The organism is Actinomycetospora rhizophila (assembly GCF_042657905.1).
GTDB lineage: Bacteria > Actinomycetota > Actinomycetes > Mycobacteriales > Pseudonocardiaceae > Actinomycetospora > Actinomycetospora rhizophila.
In genome coordinates this window covers 452950-469014 of record NZ_JBHSKG010000001.1, presented here as the reverse complement: position 1 = coordinate 469014, position 16065 = coordinate 452950, and the positions used below count along the sequence as shown (strand labels likewise).

The following is a 16065-nucleotide window of genomic DNA, read 5'->3' as shown; positions in this document are numbered from 1 at the left end:
CACGTGATCCGGGTCGCCGTCCGCGCCACGGTGGGCACGACGACCCCTCGACGACGTGGGAGGCCCACCATGGCCCGCCGGCTCAGCGACCACTTCGGCCACCTGTTCCCGACCACCGCGGTGGGCTCCTACCCGCGGCCGAAGTGGAACACCTTCGACCTCGGCGGCGAGGACATCCGCGTGGCCATGCGCCGCGGGGACTTCGCCGAGGCCTACAGCGACGGCGTCCGCGCCATGATCGGCGACCAGGTGGACGCCGGCATCGACCTGCCCACCGACGGCCACCTCTGGTACGACCGCCACGAGGGCTTCATCTCCTCGTTCCTCCTCTACCCCGCCTACCACCTCGACGGCATCACGGTGGAGCCCGCGCCGAACCACCTGTTCGACCTGTTCGGCACGGAGACCGCGGCCCCGTTCGCCGGCACGTGGAGCGAGGTCGCCGTCGACGGCCCGATCGGGCGCGGCACGATGCACCTCGCCGACCTGTGGCGCTCCGCGCGCGCCGTCAGCCCCCGCACCGTGAAGTTCTGCAGCGGCATGGGCCCGGCCAACCTCGCCGGCTGGCTCACCGACCGGCACTACCACGACAAGAAGGCCCTGTACCGCGACCTCGCCGCGGCCTACAACGCCGAGTTCAAGGACGCGGTCGCCGCCGGCGTGGAGGTGCTGCAGCTCGACGACGTCGGCTTCACCCTGCACCAGCCCGAGGACTACCCGCTGGTCGTCGAGACGCTCAACCAGGCTCTGGACGGGGTCGAGGCACTGACGATCTTCCACATCTGCCACCTGGCCAGCGGCGTCCCGGTCGGCATCACCCCCTACGCGGGCTTCCACGAGCTCGTCGCGAACGAGCTGCAGGTCGACGCCGTCGAGTACGCCTTCGCCGAGACGGGCTTTCCCGACGACGACTTCGACCTCTGGTCACGCTTCCCCAGCGACAAGGGCATCGGCGTGGGCTGCATCGACATCAAGCGCCTGGTGGTCGAGACGCCGGACGCGATCGTGGCCGGGGTCCGCAAGGCGCTCGAGCACGTCTCGCCCGACCGCGTGCACCTGACGTCGGACTGTGGTCTGTTCTCGCTGCCGCGGCCGATGGCCCGCGGGAAGCTCGTCTCGATGGCGGCCGCTGCCGAGCAGCTGCGCGCCGAGTTCGGCTGAGGAGGATCGTTGCGCTGGAGCACGTACCGGACGACGGACGGTGACGAGCAGGTCGGCCTGTGGCGGGGCGACCGGCTCCACCCCGTCCCGGGCACGTCGTCGCTGCTCGAACTGATCGCGCGCGAGGGGCTGGCGGCGGCCGCGGAGCAGGTCGGCGAGCCGATCGACCCGGCCACCGTCACCCTCCAGCCGCCGATCCCCCGGCCGCCCTCGATCCGCGACTTCATGGCGTTCGAGGAGCACGTCGTCACCGCCAGCGCGGCGATCGGGCTGACCGTCGACCCGCTCTGGTACGCCCAGCCGTGCTTCTACTTCACGAACCCGTCGTCGCTGCGCGGGCCGCACGACGAGATCCCGGTCCCGCCGGGGAGCGAGGCGCTGGACTACGAGCTCGAGATCGCGGCGGTGATCGGCCGGGAGGGACGCGACGTCGCCCCGGCCGATGCCGCCGACCACATCGCGGGCTACGTGCTCTTCTGCGACTGGAGCGCCCGCGACCTGCAGGGCACCGAGATGAAGCTCAACCTCGGCCCGGCCAAGGGCAAGGACTTCGCCTCGAGCTGCGGGCCGTGGATGGTCACGCCCGACGAGCTCGTGCCGACCGCGGCGATGGCGGCGTCGGTGAACGACCGGCCGTGCAGCGCGGGGCGGCTCGACGCCCTGTACTGGAGCTTCGCCCAGATGATCGCGTACGCCTCGCGCGGCACCCGCGTGGTGCCGGGCGACCTCATCGGCTCGGGCACGGTGGGCACCGGTTGCCTGCTCGAGCTGTCCCGGGTCCACGGCGGCGACGCCTACCCGTGGCTGCGGCCCGGCGACCGTGTGCACCTCGAGGCCGAGGGGCTCGGCGCCATCGACGCCGGGATCGTCCCCGGCCCCGACCCGATCCCGCTGAAGGAGGCGTCATGAGCTCCCGCACCGACGACATCACCGTGCCCGGGCCCCCGCGGTGCGAGGAGGTCTCCGACGGCATCCACGCCTACGTCCAGCCCGACGGCACGTGGTGGATCAACAACACCGGTTTCGTCGTCGGCCCGCAGGGCGTGATCGCGGTCGACGCCTGCTCCACCGAGCGGCGCACCCGCGCGTTCCTGGACACGATCGCGTCGGTCACCGACCGGCCGGTGCGCACCCTGGTCAACACCCACCACCACGGCGACCACACCTTCGGCAACGCGCTCTTCGGCGGCGCCACGATCCTCGCCCACGAGCGGACGCGCGCCGAGGCGATCGCGTTCGGCCCGGCCCGCGAGCTGCCCTACTGGCACAACCCCGAGTGGGGCGACCTGCCCCTCGACCCGCCGTTCGTGACCTACACCGACCGCGTCGCCGTGCACGTCGGCGACCTGCGCGGCGAGGTCCTGTACGTGGGCACCCCGGCGCACACCAGCAACGACTCGATCGTCTGGTTCCCCGAGCGCTCCACGCTCTTCTGCGGCGACCTGATCTTCAACGGCGGCACGCCGTTCCTGCTCATGGGCTCGGTGAACGGGGCGATCGACGTGCTCGAGAACGTCATCGCCCCGCTCGGCGCGCAGACCGTCGTGCCCGGCCACGGCCCGGTGTTCCACGACCGCGCCCCGCTCGACGCGACGCTGGACTACCTGCGCTTCGTCCTCGACGTCGCCGAGCGCGGCCGCGCCGCGGGCCTCACCCCGCTGCAGGCGGCGCGCGACACCGACCTCGGTCGTTTCACCGACTGGCCCGACGCCGAGCGGATCGTCGGCAACCTCCACCGCGCCTACGCCGAGCTCGACGGGCTGGAGCGTGGCGGGCAGATCGACGTCTTCGGGGCCCTCGACGACATGGTGACCTACCACGGTGGCCCGCTGACCTGCTTCGCCTGAGTCGCGCCCGCGACACACTCCGCCCTCCGGTGCCACCCTGGACCCGGTCGGCAAGGAGGCACGGCATGACGACGATCTCCGGCGCGCGGGTGTTCGACGGCATCGACGTGCTCGGGGTGGCGAGCGTGTCCGTGGCCGACGGCGTCATCACCGGCGTCCGTCCCGGATCCGAGGACGGCGGCGACGTCGACGGCCGCGGGATGACGCTGCTCCCGGGCCTCGTCGACGCCCACGTGCACCTGCGCGGCGCGGGCAACCTCGACCAGGACCTGCGCTACGGCGTCACCACCGTCCTCGACATGTTCTCGGCGCCTCCGCAGTTCACCGCGATGCTGCGCCGGCGCGCCGCCAAGAACACCGACGAGGCCGACCTGCGCAGCTCCGGGCTCATGGCCGGCGCCGTGGACGGCTGGCCCGCGGTGATCCTGCCGCCGGACCCGTCGGGCTGGCGGATGCCCGGGCTCTCGGGCCCCGAGGACGCCGAGCGGTTCGTGGCCGACCGCGTCCGCGAGGGCTCCGACTACCTCAAGGTGTTCGTCGAGAACAGCGCCGACGTCGACCGACCGGTGCTCAGCCCGGAGACCGTCGCCGCGGTGTGCGCCGCGGCGCGATCCCACGGCCTGCAGACGGTCGCGCACGCGCCGACCCGCTGGGCGTTCCGCACCGCGATCGAGGCCGGCGTCGACGTCCTCACCCACGTCCCGCTCGACGGCCCGCTGGACGACGACGTCGACCTCGCCGGCCTCGTCGTCTGCCCGACGCTGGCGATGATGCGGGCCCGGTCCGACGCCCGGAGCACCGACGAGCTGCTCGGTGACCCGCGCCTGCTCGCCGGGCTGGACAAGGAGGTCGTCGACGCCCTGCGCGCCGGCGACCGGGGCCACCTGCCCGTCAGCAGCCGGCCCGGCACGTCGTACGAGCACGCCGCGCAGAACCTCGCGCGCCTCGCCGAGGGCGGCGCCACGATCCTCGCGGGCACCGACGCCAACGACGTCCCGGGCCACGCGGCGGCCGTGCTCCACGGCGCGTCGATGCACCTCGAGCTCGAGCTGCTCGCCCGCGCCGGGATGACGCCCCGCCAGGTGCTGCGGGCCGCGACGTCGGTGCCCGCCGACGTCTTCGGGCTCGCCGACCGCGGCCGCATCGCCCCCGGGCAGCGCGCCGACCTGCTGCTCGTCGCCGGCGACCCGCTCGCCGACGTCACCGCGACCCGCGACGTCCGTGGCGTCTGGCGGTCCGGCGTCCGGCTCCCTGACGACCTCTAGAGCTTTCTCGCGGCGACGCTAGACGGGTCGAGAAAGGCCGAGGAGCGCGCGCATCCCGGTGTATGCGGCCGTCTCGTGATGGCGCTAGACGACCCGAGACGGCGCGAGATCCGCCAGGACGGGTGATGAGCGGGACCTGGCCGAGTCGGGTACGCGGGTCCTGGCCACACTGGGACGACGGCAGCGGTCGGGAGAACCGCATCTGCCGGGGGGAGGAATCGTGACGTCCACCCAGGACCTGCGGGTCGCCACCGGGCTCGCGCCACCGCGGGCCTTCGACGCGGCCTGTCGCATGGTGGTCGACTACCTCGCGCGCGTGGTCCCGCTCGACGCCTGGGTGGTCACCCGCGTCGCCGACGGGCAGCAGACCATGCTGGTCACGTCCGACTCCGGGTACGGCCTGGCTCCCGGCCAGAGCACGGCGTGGTCGAGCTCGATGTGCCAGTTCATGGTCGCGGGCGCGGCGCCCCGGATCGTGCCCGACACCCGCACCGTCCCCGGCCTGGCCGAGATGGCCGCCGAGGCCGCGGCGCACGGCATGGACGTCGGCACCTACGTCGGCACGCCGATCGTCACCGGCGACGGCCACCTGTGGGGCACGGTCGTCGGGCTGAACCGCCGTCCGGTCGACCCCGAGGCCGTCGACCAGGAGCCCCTGCTCGACCTGCTGTCCAGCCTCCTGTCCTCGGTGCTGGAGGCCGACACGGCCGCGGTCGACTCGGCGCGGGCGCTCGAGCGGGCCGTCAGCGACAGCGAGTCGGACGCGCTGACCGGGCTGCTCAACCGCCGCGGCTGGGAGCGCTGGCTCGCCCGCGAGGACGAGCGGTTCCGCCGCTTCGGCGACCCCGCGTCGGTCGTCATGCTGGACCTCGACGACCTCAAGACCGTCAACGACACCCACGGCCACGACGCCGGCGACCGTCACCTGCGCCACTGCGCCGCGGTCCTGCGCTCCACGATCCGCAGCACCGACCCGCTCGCGCGCCTCGGCGGCGACGAGTTCGCGCTGGTCGCCCAGCTCGGCGTCGAGGACGCGCACAACCTCGTCGAGCGCCTGCGCGACGCGCTCGACGCCGCGGGCGTCCCGTGCTCGATCGGCGCGGCCCCGTTCACGGTCGCCGGCGGCTTCCCCGGCGCGTGTGCCGAGGCGGACTCGGTGATGTACACCGACAAGCGCGCCCGTCGAGGGGCCTCCGGCCCACGTGAGTGATCTGGGTCGTGATGACGACCCATTTCACTCACGTGCCCGCAGGGCCTCCGAGCTGCGCCGTCGCCGTCTCGGCGGCGTGGCGGATGTGGGTCACGCACGCCTCGGCCGCGGCGTCCGCGTTGCGCGCCTCGATCGCGTCGACGACGGCGCGCAGCTCCTCGGCCGCGCGGGCGGGACGGCCCGGCGCGGACAGCGAGGTCGCCCGCAGCAGCCGTACGCGGGCCTGCAGGCCGGCGAGGGTCTGCTGCAGCGGCCCGCTCGCCGAGCCCTCCATGAGCACCTCGTAGAACCGGTCCTTGGCGCCGAGGTGGTCGCCGTCGGCCTCGGCGCTGCGAGCGATCTCGTCGACGGCCGCGCGCAGCGCGCGGACCTGCTCGTCGTCCGCGCGCTGCACGAACCGTCGGACGGCGAGCGCCTCCAGCGAGGCACGCATCTCGTAGATGTCGGCCGCGTCGGACGGCGACAGCGACGTCACCTCGGCCCCGCGCTGAGGCACGACGGTGACCAGGCCCTCGGCGGCGAGCTGGCGGATCACCTCGCGCACCGTCGCCCGCGAGACCCCGAGGTTCTCGGTGAGCTCGCGCTCGATCAGCCGCTCGCCGGGCTGGAGCCGCAGGTCGAGGATCGCCGCGCGCACCCGGTCGGTGACCTGCTCGCGCAGCGGCGCGGCCACCCGCGGCAGCGGCTCCGAGCCCCACACCGACGACGTCACGCGTCGATCGTGCCATCCCGTCCCGCGAGCTCGGCCAGGATCGGCGCCGCCGTCGTGGCCGCGTGGAGGCCGACGAGGCTGGCGATCTCGAACATCTCGAGGATCTCCGCGACCGTCGCGCCGTGCCCCAGCGCGTTGCGCAGGTGCAGCTTGAGGCCCGGCACGTAGAGGTGGGTCGCCGACGCGTCGAAGGCGCAGTAGACGAGCTCCTTGACCTTCGGCTCCAGCGTGCCGGTGTGCCAGGGCACCGAGGAGAACGCGACGTAGGCCTCGAACAGGTCCGGGTCCAGCTCGAGGATCTCGTCCCAGAAGGAGTGCCAGTAGCCGCGGGTCGCGGTGAACTCCGCCTTGAGCCGCTCCTGGCGCTCGTCCAGCGGGGTCGGGCCGGCGCGCAGGCCCTCCTCGACGAGCACCTCCACCAGCAGCGGCACCCCGATGTTGGCCGCGTGGATGCCCAGCGTGCTCGTCAGCTCGAGGACCTCCATGACCTCCGCCGGCGTCGCCCCGGCGTCCAGCGCGGCCGCCACGTGCCGGCGCACCCCCGGCGTGTGGAGGTGGGTCGCCGCGGCGTCGACGGCGATGTGCAGGAGCTCGCGGACCTTGGGCTCGAGCGCCCCGTGCCGGACGGGCACCGCGGCGAGATCGAGCGCGGCGCGCACGAACGCCGGGTCGAGCTCGAGCATCCGCTCCCACGACCCGTCCCAGGTCCCGCGCACGCGGACGAACTCGTCCTTGATGGCCTGCTGCTCGTCGGTGAGCGTCACGATGCCTCCTCCCGCAGCCAGCGGGCGATCTCGGTGTGGTCGGCGCCCGGCCCCAGCGCCGCGAGGGCCGCGTCCCACACCGCGACGGTGGCCGCCGCGTGCCGAGTGGGGACGCCCGTGCTGCCGGCGAGGTCGAGGGCGATGTGGATGTCCTTGACCATGAGCCCGATCGCGAAGCCGGCGCCGTAGGTGCCGGGCAGGATGTGGTTCGGCCACTTGTTCTCGGTCGACCCGCTGCGTCCCGACGACCCGTTGACGACCTCGAGCATCACCGCGGGGTCGAGCCCGAACTCCTCGCCGACGAGCACCGCCTCGGAACTGGCGAGCAGGTGCGCGGCGGACATGAGGTTGTTCAGCGCCTTGAGCGCGTGCCCGGCGCCGACCGGCCCCACGTGGCGCGGCCGTCCCATCGCGGTGAGCAGGGGCTCCAGCTCGCCCACGACCTCCTCGGGGCCGCCGACCATGATCGCGAGCGTGCCGGCGCGGGCGCCCGCGACGCCGCCGGAGACCGGGGCGTCGACCAGCACGCGGCCGGTCTCGGCGAGCTGCGCGGCGAGCGCGCGGGTGCGCAGCGGCTCCGACGAGCTCATGTCGACGACCACCCGGGCGGCGTCCAGCTCGGCCACCACCGCCTCGACGACGTCGCTGTCCGGCAGGCAGAGCAGCACCGCCTCGGCGCCGGTCGCGGTGTCGGCGGCGGAGTCGACGACGGTCGCCCCGGGCACCGCCCCGCTGCAGGCCGCACGAGCCTCCGGGGACGCGTCGTACGCCCGGACCGTCACCCCGGCGTCGACCAGCCGCGACACCATCGGTGTCCCCATGTGCCCGAGCCCGACGAACCCGACGGTGCTCGACGGTGTGCTCGGCGGGGGGCTCACAGCCGTCCCTCCTCGGCCAGCACCTTCTCCGCCACCCGGAACCCCTCCAGGCCCGCGGGCGCACCGCAGTAGACCGCCGCCTGCAGCAGCGCCTCCTGGATCTCCTCGGTCGTGCACCCGTTGGTCAGCGCACCCCGCACGTGCACGGCGAGCTCGTGCGAGCGGCCCAGCGCGGTGAGCATGACGAGGTTGAGCAGGCTGCGCGTGCGCCGGTCCAGCCCCGGCCGGTCCCAGACCTCGCCCCAGCAGGCGCGGGTCACCCACTCCTGCATCGGTCGGGAGAACTCGCTGACGTTCGCCATCGAGCGTTCGACGTGGGCCTCGCCGACGACCTCCTTGCGGATGGCCAGGCCCCGCTCGAACCGGTGGTCCGTCCCGTTCTCGCGGCTCATCGCGCCTGCCCGTACTCGTCGGCGGACACCTCGTCGAGCCAGGTCGTCGTGCCCAGCGACGTGGCGAGGTGCGTCATGATCGAGTCGGGGCCGGCGCCGTGCCAGTGCTGCTCGCCCGGCGGGACCCAGACGACGTCGCCGACGGTCAGCGGCTGCGGCGTCTCGCCGTGCGTGCACACCCAGCCCGTGCCGGCGGTGACGACGAGGATCTGACCGCCCTCGTGGTGGTGCCAGAACGTGCGCGCGCCGGGCGTGAACGTCACCGAGTTGATCGTGGTGCCGTCGGTGGTCGGCAGCACGGGGTCGCCCCAGACGGTGCCGGTGAAGGTGGCGCCGCGGGCTTCGGTGACGGCGCCGTCGGCGCGGCCGTGGACGATCTTCACGAGGAGGTCTCCCGGTTCTGCTGGATGCGGACCCCGCCGGCGAGATCGCCGAGGGCGTCCACGACGCGGTTGGAGATGAGGTCGCCGTAGCCGAGGTGGGCGGCCATCCCGAACGAGGCGACCGGCCCGGCGGCGTTGAGCGACGGCACGCCCAGGCGGGCGAGCAGCTCCGTGTAGAGCGTGACGTCCTTGGTCATCAGACGGCTGGTCAGCCCGCCCTCGAGATAGTCGCCCTCGACGATGCGCGGGAAGCGGTTGGTCGACGCGAACGACTGCCCGCTGCCACCGTTGATCGCCGCGAGCAGGGTGCGCAGGTCCAGCCCGGCGCGCCGGCCGGCGACCATGACCTCGGCGGTCGCGGCGAGCGTCACCGCGTTGAGGAAGTTGTTGAGCAGCTTCGCCGTGTGCCCGGCGCCGACCGGTCCGAGGTGGTGCACGGTCGCGGCCAGCGGCGCGAGCACGGGACGCACCGCGTCGATCGCTGCGGCGTCCCCGCCCGCCATGATCACGAGCGTGCCCTTCTCGGCCGCCGCCGCGCCGCCGGAGATGCCGGCGTCGAGGACTGTGACGCCCCGCGCGGCGGCGTCGCGGGCGAGCGCGACGGTCGACTCCGGGGACGCGGTCGAGAGGTCGACGACGGTCGTGCCGGCGCCCGCCGCGGACAGCAGCTCCTGCACCACCGGCTCGACCACCGTGGAGTCGGGCAGCGAGAGCAGCACGACCGGGCACCGCTCCGCGACCGCCGCGGGGCCCGCCACCAGCTCGACGCCGGTCACCTCGGCCACCGGGTCGTACCCGACGACCTCCCACCCGGCGTCGACGAGCCGGCGTGCCATGCGCCCGCCCATGTTGCCCAGCCCGATCATGCCGACCGGTGTCATCGGAGTGCCTCCCCCACGTCGAGCCGGATCACGAGGTCGTCGATACCGGTGCCCTGCACGCGGCCGGGGAAGCGGCGCCCCACGTCGACGTCGTGCCCGGCGACCAGCACGCGGCCGGGGACCTCGGTGAGGTCGCGCAGCGTGTCGAAGCCCGCGTACATCGCCTCCAGGTCGGCGACGACGAAGAACGGCCGGTCCTGCGTGAGCTCGTCGTAGAAGTGCAGCGCGTCCGCCGCGAGCACGACCTCGCCGCCCGCCACGTCGACCCGCCCGATCAGCTGGCCCGGCGTGTGCCCACCGACCTCCAGCAGCGAGAACCCGTCCCCCACCTCGCAGACCCCGGAGAACGTCGTCACGCGGCCCTCGGCGTCCGCGCGGGCGAGCTCGGCGATCTCGTTCTTCTCGGTCGAGTGCGCGAACTGCACGCGCCCGGCGTGCGGCCCCGTCCAGAAGTCGAGCTCCCGGGCCGTCATGACGATCTCGGCGGACGGGAAGTGGGACAGGTTGCCGATGTGGTCGTAGTGCGCGTGGCTGACCACCAGCCGGTCGACGCCGGCGGGGTCGACGCCCAGCGCGCGCAGCGCCTCGACCGGGTCGACGAGCACCTCCCGGCCCCGTCGCCGTCCGACCTCGGGGTCGAAGCCGCAGTCGACGACCGTCGTGCGCCCGCCGCTGCGGACGACCCAGAAGAAGTAGTCCATCGGGAACGCCTCGTCGGGCTCGCCGTAGACGTGCCAGTTGAGGTAGCTCTCGGAACGGGTGGTCGTGCGGGTGCCGTAGCGGACGGCGAGCACCTCGTTCATCGGATCTTCTCCAACACCGGCATCAGGTACTCGAGGAGACCCTCGGGGTCCTCGGACATCGGGAAGTGGCCGCGGCCGGTCATGACGACGAGCTCACCGCCGAGCTGCTCGGCGGCCCGGCGACTCATCTCGGTGGTGGCCGAGTAGTCGTACTCGCCGCTGAAGACGTACAACGGGCAGCTCGCGCGACCCAGCGCCGCGGCGATCGGCGGGAAGTCGATCGAGTAGAACGCCGTGTCGCCCTGGTAGACGCCGGGCCCGTTGCTCGCGTAGCCCCAGAGCGTCTGCGCGCGCCGACCCGCCGGGCTCGCGGGGGCGATCAGCCCGCCGACCCAGCTGGTCAGGAAGGCGGAGTGGTCGACGTCGGCGCGGTGGGTCCACTCGACGAAGCGCCCGGGGCTCCCGAGCCCGCCCTCGAGCGCGCACACCCCGCGGAACCGCTCCCCGTATTCGGCGGCGAGGTAGAGCGCGATCGCCCCGCCCATCGAGCAGCCGAGCAGCACCGGGCGGTCGAGCTCGAGGGCGTCGGCGACCGCGAGCACCGTCGCGGCGTAGGTCGCGGTGTCGAAGGTGTAGCGGCGGTGCTGCCAGTCGTCGGGCGGGTCGGAGCGCCCGTGCCAGGGCATGTCGAACGCGATGACCCGGTGGTGGTCGGTGACGCGGGGGTCCTCGAGCAGGCCGCGGAACTGCCGGGAGTCGGCGCCGGCGGTGTGCAGGCACAGCAGCGGCGGGCCCTCCCCCGCGGTCTCGACGAAGATCCGTCTTCCGTCGTCGAGGTGCAGGTAGCGCCCGACGCTCGACCCGAACCCCGGCGGCGGTGGGGCCGGGTCGGGATGGCGCTTCCGGTCAGTGGGGCGCAGGGCCTCGAGGAAGCGGTCGACCGCCGGGGCGATGCGGGCCCAGACCTCGCGCCGCCCGGTGATCCGCTCGCTGCCCCGCGTCGCGACGAGGGCCTGGGCCGACGTGGCGCCGCGCGGGGGCGGGTCGGCGCAGAAGTCGGCCCACTCCGCGTCGGACACGGCGAAGCCGACGTCCCAGGTGGCGTTGATGCCGGGCGCGCCCTCGTGGCGCAGGGCCCCGCCCACCGTCCGCAGGAGGTGGCGCTCCGCCCCGATCTGCAGCAGCAGGCTCCAGTCGGGGCCGGGTGGGAGCCCGGCGAGCAGATCGTCGGTCAGCAAGTGCAGCTCCAGCCCCATCGCGCCTCCTCGTCGAGACCCCAGGTGGTTGACGTCCGGCGGGGCCGACCCTACGTTGCCGATTGTCTGACAGCCAGACATGAGGAGTGGTCTCGATGACGAGTCACGAGCAGGCCGGGTCGGTGGCCACCGCGGCGAGCGAGACCCCGGAGCGCGCGGCGAAGCGGAAGTCGGCGACCCGCGGGGCGTTCTTCGCCGAGTTCGTCGACATGTTCGACATCTACCTGCCGACGGTGGTGCTGACCCCGGCGCTGCTCTACTTCCAGCCCGCGCAGCTCGACCCCGGAACCGCGGCGATCTTCACCTCGCTGGTGTTCGTCACGACGCTCGTCGGGCGCCCGATCGGCGCCGCGGTGTTCGGGGCGCTCGCCGACCGCATCGGGCGGCGGCGCAGCACGATCATCTCGGTCACCGGCTTCGGCGTGATCACGCTGCTCATCGCCCTGGTGCCTGGCTACACGACGATCGGGATCGCGGCGTACTGGCTGCTCATCGTGCTGCGGTTCCTCGACGGCATCTGCCTCGGCGGCGGCTACACCGGCGCGCTGCCCCTGGCCATGGAGTACTCGACGAAGAGCCGCCGCGGGCTGCTCGGCGGCATCATCCTGTCGGCGTTCCCGCTGGCCTACATCGCCATCAACCTCGTCGCCCTCGCCGGCTTCGCGCTCTTCCCGCTGGCCGGGCCGGACTCGCCGTACGCCGTGTGGGGATGGCGCGTCCCGTTCGTGCTCGGCGCGCTGCTCGCGTTCGTGCTCGCCGCCTACTACGTCCGCAGCGTCTCCGAGTCGGAGATCTGGGAGGCCGCCGAGGCCGCGAAGTCGGAGGGCACCTCGCAGGGCGGCGCCGGGCGCCCGCTGCTCGCCGTGCTGCGCAGCCCGACGTTCCTGCAGGTCTTCCTCATGATGACCGGGTTCTGGCTGACCCAGAACCTCGTGACGCTCTTCCTCCCGACGACCGTGCTGCGCAACCTCGTCGGCCTCACCAACACGCAGCTGACGGTCACGCTGCTGCTCGCCTACGTCTGCCTGGTCGGCAGCTACATCGGCGCCGGGGTGCTGGGCCAGCGCATCGGGCGTCGGCGGTTCTTCGTGATCGGCGGGCTGCTCATCGCCACCGTGGGCGTCGCGCTGATGGCCGTGCTCGTCAACGCGCGGGGCCTGCCGCTCGGGCTGATCATCCTCGTGGTCTGCGTGTTCTCGATCGTGGTCACCGCGCCGTGGGGCGTCGTCCTGCCCTACATCACCGAGCGCTTCCGCACCGACGTGCGCGCCTCCGGCTTCGGGCTCGGGTTCAGCGTGTCGGTCGTGATCCCGTCGTTCTACGCGTTCTTCCTCGAGGGCCTCGGCGGGTTCATGCCCTACGCGGTCGCGGTGCTCGTCCTGCTCGGCTTCGGCGGCCTGCTCGGGGCCGGCGGCGCGGCGGCCGGCCCCGAGACGAAGGACGTCGACTTCGAGTGATGGGCTCCGCCCACGTGAGTGGAATGGGTCGCCCTGGCGACCCATTCCACTCACGTGCCGTCAGGCATAAGCACCCGCCTTGACGTCCTCGAGCAGACCCGGGCCGGTCGGCGTCCAGTCCAGGAGCGCCCGGGTGTGCTCGCTCGACGCGGCCATGTCCATCCCGAAGAAGCCCCCGATGAACCCGAAGTGCTCGAGCGCGTCCTCGCGCGCCACCGACGTGACCGGCACGCCCAGCGCGTCGCCGATCGCCTGGGCGATCTCCCGGCTGGGGATGCCCTCCTCGGCGACGGCGTGCAGCCGCGCCCCGGCGGGAGCCCGCTCGAGGCCGAGGCGGACCAGGCGGGCCGCGTCGGACAGGTGCACCGCCGACCAGCGCGTCGAGCCGTCGCCGACGGAGGCGGAGACCCCGTGCCGGCGCGCGGCGGCGATGATCAGCGCGATGAAGCCGTGGTCGCCGTGGCCGTGGGTGGTGGGCGCGAAGCGGGCGCTGACGGAGCGCACGCCGCGGTCGACGTAGCCGAGCGCGAGGTTCTCGGTCCCGCCGCGCGGCGAGTCCGCGCCGACGGCGGGCGACGGGTCCGCCTCGGTCCCCGGCCGGCCCGTCGCGAGCCCCGCGACCCCGCCGGCGAGCACCAATGGCCGGCCCGTGCCGACCAGCGCCTCGGCGAGCGTCCCGACGGCCGTGCGCTCCGCCCGGTTCGACTCGGCGAGGTTCGCCCAGTCGTGCTTGTTCGCGAGGTGGACGACGCCCTCGGCGTCGCCGGCGCCCCGGCGCAGCGCGTCGAGGTCGTCGAGGTCGCCGCGCAGCACCTCGGCGCCCTTCGCATGGAGGGTCGACGCGGAGCGCTCGGAGCGGGCGAGGCCGACGACCTCGTGGCCGGCGGCGAGCAGCTCGTCGACGGTGGCGGAGCCGATCCAGCCGCTGGCTCCGGTGACGAAAACACGCATCTCGCGTGGCCTCCTCGTCCATCATGTCAGTTACTGACATCAGCGTACGCCCTCATGTCAGTCGCTGTCATCAGTACGCTGACGCCATGGTCCGCTGGAAGCCCGGGGCGCGCGAGCGGCTGCAGGCCGCCGCCCTCGAGCGCTTCGCCGCGGCGGGTTTCGACGGCACGACCGTCGCCGAGATCGCCGCCACCGCGGGCCTCACCGAGCGGACGTTCTTCCGGCACTTCGCCGACAAGCGCGAGGTGCTCTTCGCCGGCCAGGACGAGTTCGAGCGCCTGTTCGTCGCCGGGATCGAGGAGGCCACCGGGGACGACCCGATGGCCGTGGTCGCCGCGGCCCTCGAGGGCGCGACCGCGTTCTTCCCCGACGAGCGGCGGGCCTGGTCACGAGCCCGGCAGGGCGTCATCGACGCCGATCCGGGCCTGCAGGAGCGCGAGCTGCTCAAGCTCTCGGGGCTGGCCGCGGCGATGACCGACGCGCTGCGCCGGCGCGGCGCCGACCCGGTCGCGGCCGCCCTCGCCGCGGAGAGCGGGGTCGCGGTGTTCAGGGTGGGGTTCGCGACGTGGATCGCCGAGGGCGAGCAGCGCCCGCTCGCCGCGATCCTGCGGGCCGTGCTGGGCGAGCTGCGGTCACTGCTCGCTCCCTAGCCGCTGCTCGTGCGCCAGGAAGTGCGCCGCCGCGGCGGTGGCCGGGTACAGCGCGCGGTAGTGCCCGTGGAAGGCGTCGTAGCGCGCGGTGCGCTCGGGGTCGGGGGTCACGGTCGCGACGATCGGGTTCCAGGTGGCGACGTCGGCGGGCAGGCCCAGCGCCTGCGCGGCGAGGAGGGCGTCGCCGAGGGCCGCGCCGGTCGTGTCGGCGGGGACGTCCTGCGCGCGGCCGGTCACGTCGCTGACGATCTGCGTCCACAGCCCGCCGCGGGTGCCGCCGCCGACGGCGACGAGGCGCGGGTCCGGGCCGCCGGCGTCGCGGAACGCGTCGAGGTTGTGCCGGACGCCGTGGGCGATGCCCTCGAGCGCGGCGCGGTAGAGCTCGGCGCGCCCGTGACCCGTGGTGAGGCCGAGGACCAGTCCCCGGGCGTCCGGGTCGAGGATCGGGGTGCGCTCGCCCGCGAAGTAGGGCAGCAGGAGCAGGCCGCGCGCGCCGGGCGGGACGGCGGCGGCCTCGTCGACGAGGGTCGCGTAGTCGGCGCCGGTCAGGTCGCGCAGCCAGGCGGTGATGGCTCCGGACGTCGCCATGCCCGCCGCGGTGGTGAACGAGCCGGGCGGGACGCCGCGCGTCGCCCACAGCGCCGGGTGCCGCACGGGCGCGTCCGTGACCTGCACCAGGACATCGTCGTCCCGTACATGACCATCGTGTCGCCGGCGTCGCGCACGCCGACGCTGGCGGCCTCGGCCCAGGCGTCGATCGTCCCGGCGATCACCGGCGTGCCCGCCCTCAGCCCGGTGGCCTCGGCCGCGCCCGTCGTGATCGTCCCCGCGAGCTCCCCGGGCCAGAGCAGCCGCGGCAGCGGGAGGCCGGGGGCGACGACCTCGGCGAGGTCGGGCGCCCAGCCGGCGGCCTCGAGGTCGTACATCGGGTCGCACTGGCTCGCCGAGTGGTGGTCGAGGACGTACTCGCCGGTCAGCCGCTGCACGAGGTAGGAGCTCGCCATGAGGAAGCGCTCGGTGCGGGACCAGACCTCGGGCTCGTGGCGCTGCAGCCACCGCCACTTGGGCCCGACGGCCTGGCTCGACAGCGGCGTGCCGCACCGGGCGACGATCTCCTCGGCACCGATCTCCGCGGTGAGCTCGGCGATCTCGCGCGTCGCGCGGGTGTCGACGCCGTAGAGGATCGCCGGGCGCAGCGGCCGTCCCTGCGCGTCGGCGGGCAGCAGCACCGGGCCGATGCCGCTGACCCCGACCGCATCGGGTGTGCCGTGCGCGAGCAGCTCGCGGGTCAGGTGCGCGACGTCGGCCCACCAGACGCCCTCGGCGTCGTGCTCGACCCACCCGGGACGCGGCGAGGACGTGGCGTGCTCGACCTCGGCCCGCGCGATCACGCGCCCGTCGTGCCCGTCGACGAGGAGCCCCTTCGACGACGACGTCCCGATGTCGATGCCGAGGACGATGCCCGCACGTGAGCGATATGGGTCGCTCGGGCGACCCATATCGCTCACGTGGCCG

At 73.9% G+C, this 16065-nt stretch carries 16 protein-coding genes and 1 pseudogene; 7 read left to right on the top strand and 10 right to left on the bottom strand.

The window, feature by feature from the left end; genetic code table 11:
• The first annotated feature begins 69 nt into the window (after nucleotides 1-69).
• The 5 genes from ACFPK1_RS02250 to ACFPK1_RS02230 all read left to right on the top strand — a co-directional run bounded on the left by ACFPK1_RS02250 (nucleotide 70) and on the right by ACFPK1_RS02230 (nucleotide 5483).
• Nucleotides 70-1161 carry a hypothetical protein gene (locus ACFPK1_RS02250; protein ID WP_378019259.1) on the top strand — a complete coding sequence of 364 codons (1092 nt, stop codon included), beginning with the start codon at nucleotides 70-72 and terminating at the stop codon, nucleotides 1159-1161.
• A gap of 9 nt (nucleotides 1162-1170) precedes the next feature.
• Nucleotides 1171-2070 carry a fumarylacetoacetate hydrolase family protein gene (locus ACFPK1_RS02245; protein WP_378019258.1) on the top strand — a complete coding sequence of 300 codons (900 nt, stop codon included), beginning with the start codon at nucleotides 1171-1173 and terminating at the stop codon, nucleotides 2068-2070.
• Nucleotides 2067-3008 carry an MBL fold metallo-hydrolase gene (locus ACFPK1_RS02240; RefSeq protein ID WP_378019257.1) on the top strand — a complete coding sequence of 314 codons (942 nt, stop codon included), beginning with the start codon at nucleotides 2067-2069 and terminating at the stop codon, nucleotides 3006-3008. The genes ACFPK1_RS02245 and ACFPK1_RS02240 overlap by 4 nt, the downstream gene beginning before the upstream one ends.
• Nucleotides 3009-3073: 65 nt before the next feature.
• Complete coding sequence (locus tag ACFPK1_RS02235) at nucleotides 3074-4273, top strand: amidohydrolase family protein (protein WP_378019256.1); 1200 nt, start codon at nucleotides 3074-3076, stop codon at nucleotides 4271-4273.
• A gap of 220 nt (nucleotides 4274-4493) precedes the next feature.
• Entirely contained in the window at nucleotides 4494-5483 is a 990-nt protein-coding gene (locus ACFPK1_RS02230) for a sensor domain-containing diguanylate cyclase (RefSeq protein WP_378019255.1), read from the top strand.
• A 28-nt stretch (nucleotides 5484-5511) separates the two neighbouring features.
• Here ACFPK1_RS02230 and ACFPK1_RS02225 read toward each other — a convergent pair whose 3' ends face one another.
• From ACFPK1_RS02225 to ACFPK1_RS02190, 8 genes are read right to left on the bottom strand one after another with little or no spacing between them, the layout of a single operon-like run.
• Nucleotides 5512-6195, bottom strand: a complete 684-nt coding sequence (locus ACFPK1_RS02225; RefSeq protein WP_378019254.1) for a GntR family transcriptional regulator — start codon at nucleotides 6193-6195, stop codon at nucleotides 5512-5514.
• Nucleotides 6192-6959, bottom strand: coding sequence for a carboxymuconolactone decarboxylase family protein (locus tag ACFPK1_RS02220; protein WP_378019253.1), 768 nt, complete (start codon nucleotides 6957-6959; stop codon nucleotides 6192-6194). The genes ACFPK1_RS02225 and ACFPK1_RS02220 overlap by 4 nt, the downstream gene beginning before the upstream one ends.
• Nucleotides 6956-7837, bottom strand: coding sequence for an NAD(P)-dependent oxidoreductase (locus tag ACFPK1_RS02215; protein ID WP_378019252.1), 882 nt, complete (start codon nucleotides 7835-7837; stop codon nucleotides 6956-6958). Before ACFPK1_RS02215 ends, ACFPK1_RS02220 begins: the two co-directional genes overlap by 4 nt.
• Nucleotides 7834-8229 carry a carboxymuconolactone decarboxylase family protein gene (locus ACFPK1_RS02210; RefSeq protein WP_378019251.1) on the bottom strand — a complete coding sequence of 132 codons (396 nt, stop codon included), beginning with the start codon at nucleotides 8227-8229 and terminating at the stop codon, nucleotides 7834-7836. The genes ACFPK1_RS02215 and ACFPK1_RS02210 overlap by 4 nt, the downstream gene beginning before the upstream one ends.
• Nucleotides 8226-8612, bottom strand: a complete 387-nt coding sequence (locus ACFPK1_RS02205) for a cupin domain-containing protein (protein ID WP_378019250.1) — start codon at nucleotides 8610-8612, stop codon at nucleotides 8226-8228. The genes ACFPK1_RS02210 and ACFPK1_RS02205 overlap by 4 nt, the downstream gene beginning before the upstream one ends.
• Complete coding sequence (locus ACFPK1_RS02200) at nucleotides 8609-9493, bottom strand: NAD(P)-dependent oxidoreductase (protein WP_378019249.1); 885 nt, start codon at nucleotides 9491-9493, stop codon at nucleotides 8609-8611. Before ACFPK1_RS02200 ends, ACFPK1_RS02205 begins: the two co-directional genes overlap by 4 nt.
• Nucleotides 9490-10296 (bottom strand): N-acyl homoserine lactonase family protein, encoded by an 807-nt coding sequence (locus ACFPK1_RS02195; protein ID WP_378019248.1) that lies wholly within the window; start codon nucleotides 10294-10296, stop codon nucleotides 9490-9492. The genes ACFPK1_RS02200 and ACFPK1_RS02195 overlap by 4 nt, the downstream gene beginning before the upstream one ends.
• A complete protein-coding gene (locus ACFPK1_RS02190; RefSeq protein WP_378019247.1) occupies nucleotides 10293-11492 on the bottom strand; it encodes an alpha/beta fold hydrolase in 1200 nt (399 codons plus the stop codon). Before ACFPK1_RS02190 ends, ACFPK1_RS02195 begins: the two co-directional genes overlap by 4 nt.
• A 95-nt stretch (nucleotides 11493-11587) precedes the next feature.
• On the opposite strand from ACFPK1_RS02190, the gene ACFPK1_RS02185 reads away from it, so the two are divergent.
• Entirely contained in the window at nucleotides 11588-12949 is a 1362-nt protein-coding gene (locus ACFPK1_RS02185) for an MFS transporter (protein WP_378019246.1), read from the top strand.
• Between the two features lie 60 nt (nucleotides 12950-13009).
• Here ACFPK1_RS02185 and ACFPK1_RS02180 read toward each other — a convergent pair whose 3' ends face one another.
• Nucleotides 13010-13900 carry an SDR family oxidoreductase gene (locus ACFPK1_RS02180; RefSeq protein WP_378019245.1) on the bottom strand — a complete coding sequence of 297 codons (891 nt, stop codon included), beginning with the start codon at nucleotides 13898-13900 and terminating at the stop codon, nucleotides 13010-13012.
• Nucleotides 13901-13986: 86 nt separating this feature from the next.
• Here ACFPK1_RS02180 and ACFPK1_RS02175 point away from each other — a divergent pair, with 86 nt between their 5' ends.
• Complete coding sequence (locus ACFPK1_RS02175; RefSeq protein ID WP_378019244.1) at nucleotides 13987-14550, top strand: TetR family transcriptional regulator; 564 nt, start codon at nucleotides 13987-13989, stop codon at nucleotides 14548-14550.
• Here ACFPK1_RS02175 and ACFPK1_RS02170 read toward each other — a convergent pair.
• A pseudogene (locus ACFPK1_RS02170) lies at nucleotides 14533-16049 on the bottom strand (FGGY-family carbohydrate kinase). The gene ACFPK1_RS02175 and the pseudogene ACFPK1_RS02170 overlap by 18 nt on opposite strands.
• Nucleotides 16050-16065: the final 16 nt, after the last annotated feature.

What these genes read in the sequence shown, in the direction of transcription:
- ACFPK1_RS02250 (WP_378019259.1), top strand. Translation starts at nt 70, where the DNA reads ATGGCCCGCCGGCTCAGCGACCACTTCGGCCACCTGTTCCCGACCACC.
- ACFPK1_RS02240 (WP_378019257.1), top strand. Translation starts at nt 2,067, where the DNA reads ATGAGCTCCCGCACCGACGACATCACCGTGCCCGGGCCCCCGCGGTGC.
- ACFPK1_RS02235 (WP_378019256.1), top strand. Translation starts at nt 3,074, where the DNA reads ATGACGACGATCTCCGGCGCGCGGGTGTTCGACGGCATCGACGTGCTC.
- ACFPK1_RS02210 (WP_378019251.1), bottom strand. Translation starts at nt 8,229, where the DNA reads ATGAGCCGCGAGAACGGGACGGACCACCGGTTCGAGCGGGGCCTGGCC.
- ACFPK1_RS02200 (WP_378019249.1), bottom strand. Translation starts at nt 9,493, where the DNA reads ATGACACCGGTCGGCATGATCGGGCTGGGCAACATGGGCGGGCGCATG.
- ACFPK1_RS02195 (WP_378019248.1), bottom strand. Translation starts at nt 10,296, where the DNA reads ATGAACGAGGTGCTCGCCGTCCGCTACGGCACCCGCACGACCACCCGT.
- ACFPK1_RS02190 (WP_378019247.1), bottom strand. Translation starts at nt 11,492, where the DNA reads ATGGGGCTGGAGCTGCACTTGCTGACCGACGATCTGCTCGCCGGGCTC.
- ACFPK1_RS02185 (WP_378019246.1), top strand. Translation starts at nt 11,588, where the DNA reads ATGACGAGTCACGAGCAGGCCGGGTCGGTGGCCACCGCGGCGAGCGAG.
- ACFPK1_RS02180 (WP_378019245.1), bottom strand. Translation starts at nt 13,900, where the DNA reads ATGCGTGTTTTCGTCACCGGAGCCAGCGGCTGGATCGGCTCCGCCACC.
- ACFPK1_RS02175 (WP_378019244.1), top strand. Translation starts at nt 13,987, where the DNA reads ATGGTCCGCTGGAAGCCCGGGGCGCGCGAGCGGCTGCAGGCCGCCGCC.